Below are 6,856 nucleotides of genomic sequence, written 5' to 3'. Positions count from 1 at the left end.
CGAAGCGGTAGATCAGACGATCCTTAATTACAACCCAAGCGCGAAATGGTTATCCAACGGTAAACAACTCACGCCGGTGTTCATCGTTGTTTCAAAAAGATAAACAAACGTCAGCGCGCCGTGCGCCGCCCCCACAGGTGCGCAACACACGTCTGGGTTGTGCGATGATCAGCCCCGATCACATCCGGGGAAGGACCTGACATGCAGGATCGTCGAACACGCCTCAAAGCGCTGCGCCGGCCCGCGCTTCTCGTGCGCGCGGCGCGCCACGGGCAAGCCGACTACCGCCGCGCACAGCACCTGCCGCGGCTTCTGGGCTATGGCGCGCTGCCCGCGCCCGGCGCCGCGCTCGCGGCGCTCATGGAGATGGAGGAGACGCACGAGGCGCGCCGCCGCGAGGACGACGCCGCCTGGTCGGCGGCGCGCCACGTCGAGGTGCTGATCGCGCTCATGGCCGAGGCGCGCCTCGCCGCGCCGGACAGGCCCGGGGCCGCCGGGCCTGAAGACGCCGCGCCGGAAGACGCGGCGCCGGGGGCGCCTCAGGAAAAGGCGTCGGGCATCTCGGCCTTGCGCGCGGCGACGAAATCACCCAGCGCCTCGGCGACGCCGGGATCGAGCGGCGGCGCCTCGTACCGCGCCAGGAGCGAGTCGACCCGCGCGGCGGCGAGCGCCTGCGTGTCGCGCGCGCCCTCCTCGTCCCAGGTCTCGAACGGCTTGTAATCGAGCAGGTCCGAGCGCCAGAAGGCGGACTTGAAGTGCTCCTGCGTGTGCGCGCACCCGAGGTAGTGCCCGCCCGGGCCCACCTCGCGGATCGCGTCCATCGCCTGCGCCTTCATGTCGGTGGGCACGCCGGCGGCCATCTTGTGCAGCGCGCCGAGCTGGTCGGCGTCCATGACGAATTTCTCGAAGGAAGCCACAAGCCCGCCCTCGAGCCAGCCGCAGGAATGCAGCATGAAGTTCACTCCGCCCAGAAGCGCGGCGTTCAGCGTGTTCGCGGTCTCGTAGCCCGCCTGCGCGTCGGGCAGTTTCGAGCCGCAGAGCGCCCCGCCCGAGCGGAAGGGGAGCCCCAGCCGCCGCGCGAGCTGCCCCGCGCCGTAGAGGATCTGGCTCGCCTCCGGCGTGCCGAAGGTCGGCGCGCCCGAGTTCATGTCGATCGAGGTGACGAATGTGCCGAAGATCACCGGCGCGCCCTTGCGCACGAGCTGCGCGTAGGCCACGCCCGCCATCACCTCGGCGAGCACCTGCGTCAGCGTCCCCGCGACCGAAACCGGCGACATCGCGCCGCCCACCACGAAGGGCGAGACGATGCAGGCCTGATTGTTGCGCGCATAGACCTCGAGCACGCCCATCATCACGTCGTCGAAGGTCAGCGGCGAGTTCACGTTGACGAGCGAGGTCATGACCGTGTTCGCCTGCACCGTCTCCGCGCCGAAGAGGATCTCGGCCATCGCCACGCAGTCCGCGGCGCGCGAGGGCTCGGTCACGCCGCCCATGAAGGGCTTGTCCGAAAGCGTCATGTGCGCGAGCAGCATGTCGAGATGGCGCTTGTTCACGGGGATGTCCGTGGGCTCGCAGACGGTGCCGCCGGAGTGATGCAGCCACTTCGACATGTAGCCGAGCTTCACGAAGTTGCGGAAATCCTCCATCGTCGCATAGCGCCGCCCGCCCGTGGCCGAGCGCACGAAGGGCGGGCCGTAGACCGGCGCGCAGACCATCGTGTCGCCGCCGATCTCGACGGATTTCTCCGGGTTGCGCGCGAGCTGCGTGAAGCGCGACGGCGCATGGGCGCAGAGCTCCCGGGCGAGCCCGCGCGGAATACGCACCCGTTCGCCCTGCACGTCCGCGCCGGCCTCCCGCCAGCGGTCGAGCGCGGCCGGGTTCGCCGCGAAATTGACGCCGACCTCCTGCAGCACGGTCTCGCCGTTGGCCTCGATGATCTCGAGCGCCGCCTCGTCGAGCACCTCGAAGAGGGGAATGTTGCGTTCGATGAAGCGCGCGGTCTCGACCCGGTGCGCGCTGCGCTCCGCGCGACGCGCCGCGCCGCCTCCCGTCCGCGCCCGCCTGCGGCTTGCCGCTTCGCCCATCTCGCACCTCACCGCGTCCTGATCCGGTAACCGCCGGTCTACACCGCCGCCGCCTGACGGCCGCGACGATTTGCGCCCTTTGGATGTCGAAAGCGACATATCCGGCGCCCTGCCCCGGCCGCACGCGCGCACCGCCACCGCGCGGGGCGAGGGGCGCTGCCCCTCGCGCTNGACATATCCGGCGCCCTGCCCCGGCCGCACGCGCGCACCGCCACCGCGCGGGGCGAGGGGCGCTGCCCCTCGCGCTCCCCGGAGTATTTGGGCCAAGATGATGGGGCCGGCGCGGATCCTTCTTCTTGGATCAAATATCCTCGGGGGGTGAATTGGCCGAAGGCCAAGAGGGGGGCGGACAGCCCCCCTGCCCGGCCGGGTCTCGCGCCCTACCGCGCGAGCGTGAGCTCCGCCTTCAGCCCGCCGAGCCGCGCGCTCGCGTCGAGGTTCAGGCCGCCGCCGTGGGCCCGGGCGACATCGTCGGCGATGGCGAGGCCGAGGCCGACGCCTGTGCCCCGATCCTGGTTCCGGGCCGGATCGAGGCGGGCGAAGGGCTTGAGCGCGTCGGCCCGCGCCCCGGCCGGGATGCCGGGGCCGTCGTCCTCGACCGTGACGCGCAGGGTCGCCGGCCCGAGCCGCGCGGAGACCTCGGCGCGCGTGCCGTAGCGCACGGCGTTGGCGATCAGGTTCTCGAGCGCGCGGCGCACGGCGAGCGGGCGCAGCGCCATCTCGCCCGCGCCCTCGCACGCCGCGAGCCGCACGTCGGCGCCGCCGCGCGCCGCGTCCTCCACCACGTCCCGCACCAGCGCGAGCGGATCGACCGGCTCGGGCTCGCCCGCCCCCGCCTCGCCGCGGGCGAAGTTCAGGAACTCGTCCACGAGGCGCTCCATGTCCTCCACGTCGCGCTCGAGCGGCGCGCGGTCGGCCTCGTCGAGCATCGAGAGGCCGAGCTTGAGCCGCGTGAGCGGCGTGCGCAGGTCGTGGCTGATGCCGGAGAGCATCATGGTGCGCTGCTCGATGTGGCGCTCGATCCGCGCGCGCATGTCGAGGAAGGCGCGCCCCGCCGCGCGCACCTCGACCGCGCCGGCGGGCTTGTAGGGCAGGCTCCGCCCGCGCCCGAAGGCCTCCGCCGCCTCGGCGAGCCGGGTGATCGGGCGGAGCTGGTTGCGCAGGTAGAAGAAGGCGACGACGGTGAAGAGCACCCCGAAAACGATCATGTTCACGAAAAGCTGGTGCGGGTTCGACGCCGAGACCCGGTCCCGGTCGAAGTCGAAGGCCACCGGCCCCGCGGCGCTCGCGGCATGGAGCGTCACGCGGCTGTCGTCGCGCAGGTCGATGCCCCGGAACGCCGGCAGCCGCGTCTCGAGCCTGCGGATCACCACCCGCCCCGAGAAGTCGTAGAAGCGCAGGCTGTTCGCCGGCGGCACGTTCGCCTCCGACACGCGGCGCAGGCGGTAGTCGAGCGCGTCGGCCGTCCGCGCCGCGGCGGCCATCCCGCCCGCGTCGAGACGGTCGAGGACGAGCCCGACCTCGAGGACGACGCCGTCGGTGAGCTGCTCGGTCACGTCCTCGAAGTGGCGCTGCACGAAGACGACCGAAACCACGAGCTGCAGCGTCACCACCGGCAGCACGAGGATCAGCGCCGCGCGCCCGTAGAGCCCGCGCGGCATGGAGTGTTTGAGCCAACCGAAGGCCATGGCTAGACCTTACGGGCCGCACCACGGGAGCGAAAGCCGTCATGCCTCGTCACGCCCTCCCCCTCGGACCGGGGCTGCGCCGGATCACGGCGCCCAACCCCTCGCCGATGACCTTTCGGGGGACGAACACCTATCTCCTCGGCACGCGCGGGCTCGCCGTGATCGACCCCGGCCCGGACGATCCCGCGCATCTCGAGGCGATCCTCGCCGCGCTGGGCCCCGGCCAGCGGATCACGCATATCCTCGTTACCCACGCGCATCTCGATCATTCGCCCCTCGCCCGCCCGCTCGCGCGGGAGACCGGCGCGCCGGTCCTCGCCTTCGGCGACGCGCGCGCGGGGCGCAGCGCGGTGATGACGCGGCTCGCCGCGGCGGGGCTCGCCGGCGGCGGCGAGGGGGTGGAGACGGGCTTCGCCCCCGACGCGACGCTCGCCGACGGCGCGGAGGTGGCGGGCGACGGCTGGCGCCTGACGGCGCTGCACACGCCGGGGCATTTCGGCAACCACCTCTGCTTCGCCGCCGGCGACACGCTCTTCACCGGCGATCTGGTCATGGGCTGGGCGAGCTCGCTCGTCTCGCCGCCCGATGGTGACCTGACCGATTTCATGGCCTCCTGCGCACGGCTTTCCGGGCACCGCTGGCGCGTGATGCACCCGGGCCACGGCGCGCCGATCGCCGATCCGGCGGCGCGCCTCGCCTGGCTCCTCGCGCACCGCCGGACCCGCGAGGCGCAGATCCGCGCCGCCCTCGCCGAGGGGCCCGGCACCGCCGACGCGCTCGCGCGGCGCATCTACGCCGACACGCCGCCCGAGCTTCTGCCGGCCGCCGCGCGCAACGTCTTCGCGCACCTCGTCGACCTCGCCGGCCGCGACCTCGCGCGCCCCGAGGGCCCGCTCTCCGCCGGGGCCGTGTTTCACGCGACGTGAGCCCGCCAAAATCGCCGCACACCCTCTGGACGCCGCGCGACCGCCTTGCTATAGCGCTCTCGCGTTCCGGCGTAGCTCAGTGGTAGAGCAGTTGACTGTTAATCAATTGGTCGCAGGTTCGAATCCTGCCGCCGGAGCCAGAAATATAGAAAAATTAGATAGATACGGGAGAGCGGCGCAAGGCCGCCAACGGCTCGTGCGTCTGGGGTAACACCTGGGGTAATGCCGCGCGCCCTCGGGTATCGCCGCGAATCCACGTCGGGAACTTCCCGACGTCGGGAAGCTCGCGCCCACGCGCGCGCGGGTCAGCCTCGCTGCGCCGCCCGCATTCTTGAGACGGCGGTGGGCGAGGCGCTGGGGCCGGCGGAGCGCGACCAGGATAGGCGGCGAGGCGCTAAGTCACATGCAAGTGACTTACCAAAGCAAGACGCGCACCGCTTCCGCTAGATGGCCGCGCACCGGGATGTCTGGTGGCCGCGCGGGGGCTCGGCATGGTCTCGCCGCGGCCCTTGCACGGGCGGGGGCCGTCCTTGCCGATGCTCCTGTTGGCGCACACGTGGCTGCACCACGTCTGCCCCGCGATGGTCGGGTGGAACGTGCCACCGCAGGCGGGGCAGGTCTGCGCCGGGCGGGCCTCGATCTCGGCCCGGTAGGCTGCCCGCCGCTGGCACGCCGTGGTGCAGAACTGCCGGTGCGCCGGAGCCTCGGGCGGGATCGGCGCGCCGCAGCCCCGGCACGGTGGCCTGTCGGCCTTGTCCTCGAGCCGCCCGCGCCGGACTAGGGCCTCGTAGTCGGCCCGCTTGCACTCGGGGGTGCAATACATGGCGTCGTCGCGGCGGCTGTCCGGGATCGGCCCGCCGCAATGCTCGCACTCGCGCGCCCAGGTCATAGTGGCGAGCGGCTGGCCAGCGTGGCCATTTGATGCTCGTCAGCCTCCCGAAGCTACATGAGGCGCAGCCCGTGCACCCTGCGGCACGGGGTGCTGCAAAACTTCGTGTGCCCCTCCGGCAGAGCGTGGCCGCAGTTGGCGCAGCGCGTCCGCTCGATCAGCGTGCCGCGCTTGATGGTCCAATCGGGCTGGCCCTCATACCAGTCCGGGCGCTTCACTTGCAGGATGGAGAACACCACCGCCACGACGTCCTGCGCCGTGTCGTCTGCGGCCTGCCAGCTCCACCCCTGAAGGCAGAGCTCGGAGCGGATGGTGGCGCGGAACGTGCCCTCATAGGCGAGCGTCGTCAGGATGCGCCCCTCCTCGAGCGCGAGCCGCGTCACCGCACAGAGATTGCCGACGATCTTCTCGGCCCGGTCCTTGGCCAGCCGCTCGCGCGCCGCGTCCCGCTCGCGGCGGCTCGGCTTGGCGGTGAACAGCCCGGCCATGTCGAACGCCACACTACGCGCCCCCGAGCTATGCCCGAATTTGGGTGACACGGCCTGATCAGGCGGCGCGGGTTTCGGTGTCGCGTGTGGCGACGCCGTCGGTGAATGTGACGCCTTCGATGACCTGAGGCAACTGGTTCGCGCCCTTCAGGCGGCGCCACGTCTTCGCGGCGGCCTGAACGAGCTTGAAGACCATGAGCTTGGCCGTCTTCTGCGACAGCGCGCCCTTGGTGCGGACCGTCCGGTGCCGGACGGTGGCGAAGACGCTCTCGATCGGGTTGCCGGTGCGCAGGTGGTCCCAATGATCGGCGGGGAAGTCGTAGAAGGTAAGCAGGGCCTCGCGGTCCTTCGTCAGGCAGGTCACGGCCTTCTCGTACTTCGTCCCGTATTTCTCTGCGAAGATGTCCAGGGCGGCCTCGGCGGCGGCGCGGGTCTCGGCCTGCCAGATGTCGCGCAGATCGGCCTTCACCGCCGGGTGCATGGATTTCGGAAACTTGTTCAGCACGTTCGCGGTCTTGTGAACCCAGCAGCGCTGGTGACGCGTGCCCGGGAAGACCTCGTCGAGCGCCTTCCAGAGTGAGCGGGCGAAGGCGATCCGTCCGAGAGAGCCCGCGAACCATGGCCCCGTCGCCTACGGCGATCTCGGGTGGCACCTCGAGGCCGCGGGCCTTGATGTCGACCAGCAGCTCGCGCCAGCTCTGCGCGCTCTCCCGCACGCCGACCTGGAAGCCGACGAGCTCCTTCTTCCCCTCGGGTGTGGCCCCGAGAATGACCAGCATGC

General features: G+C 71.4%; 4 protein-coding genes, 1 tRNA gene and 2 pseudogenes. 3 read left to right on the top strand and 4 right to left on the bottom strand.

The window, feature by feature from the left end:
* Positions 1–201: 201 nt before the first annotated feature.
* A pseudogene (locus DRV84_RS16065) lies at positions 202–468 on the top strand (DUF6477 family protein); the annotation flags it as partial.
* Between the two features lie 71 nt (positions 469–539).
* Here the strand turns inward: DRV84_RS16065 and DRV84_RS14765 are convergent.
* Positions 540–2,084, bottom strand: a complete 1,545-nt coding sequence (locus DRV84_RS14765; protein WP_115982054.1) for a trimethylamine methyltransferase family protein — start codon at positions 2,082–2,084, stop codon at positions 540–542.
* Positions 2,085–2,464: 380 nt separating this feature from the next.
* Positions 2,465–3,772, bottom strand: a complete 1,308-nt coding sequence (locus DRV84_RS14760) for an ATP-binding protein (protein ID WP_115982052.1) — start codon at positions 3,770–3,772, stop codon at positions 2,465–2,467.
* A gap of 41 nt (positions 3,773–3,813) precedes the next feature.
* On the opposite strand from DRV84_RS14760, the gene DRV84_RS14755 reads away from it, so the two are divergent.
* Together DRV84_RS14755 and DRV84_RS14750 are read left to right on the top strand one after the other, a co-directional pair.
* A complete protein-coding gene (locus DRV84_RS14755) occupies positions 3,814–4,698 on the top strand; it encodes an MBL fold metallo-hydrolase (protein ID WP_115982050.1) in 885 nt (294 codons plus the stop codon).
* A gap of 65 nt (positions 4,699–4,763) precedes the next feature.
* Positions 4,764–4,838: transfer RNA gene (locus DRV84_RS14750), tRNA-Asn, on the top strand.
* 802 nt (positions 4,839–5,640) lie between these two features.
* Here DRV84_RS14750 and DRV84_RS14740 read toward each other — a convergent pair.
* Together DRV84_RS14740 and DRV84_RS14735 are read right to left on the bottom strand one after the other, a co-directional pair.
* Positions 5,641–6,087, bottom strand: a complete 447-nt coding sequence (locus DRV84_RS14740) for a hypothetical protein (RefSeq protein WP_239995100.1) — start codon at positions 6,085–6,087, stop codon at positions 5,641–5,643.
* A gap of 46 nt (positions 6,088–6,133) precedes the next feature.
* Positions 6,134–6,856, bottom strand: a pseudogene (locus tag DRV84_RS14735) (IS256 family transposase); the annotation flags it as partial.

The organism is Rhodosalinus sediminis (assembly GCF_003385555.1).
In the GTDB taxonomy this organism is placed as follows: Bacteria; Pseudomonadota; Alphaproteobacteria; order Rhodobacterales; family Rhodobacteraceae; genus Rhodosalinus; species Rhodosalinus sediminis.
This window is presented reverse-complemented; position numbering and strand designations above follow the sequence as displayed.

What these genes read in the sequence shown, in the direction of transcription:
- DRV84_RS14765 (WP_115982054.1), bottom strand. Translation starts at nt 2,084, where the DNA reads ATGGGCGAAGCGGCAAGCCGCAGGCGGGCGCGGACGGGAGGCGGCGCG.
- DRV84_RS14760 (WP_115982052.1), bottom strand. Translation starts at nt 3,772, where the DNA reads ATGGCCTTCGGTTGGCTCAAACACTCCATGCCGCGCGGGCTCTACGGG.
- DRV84_RS14755 (WP_115982050.1), top strand. Translation starts at nt 3,814, where the DNA reads ATGCCTCGTCACGCCCTCCCCCTCGGACCGGGGCTGCGCCGGATCACG.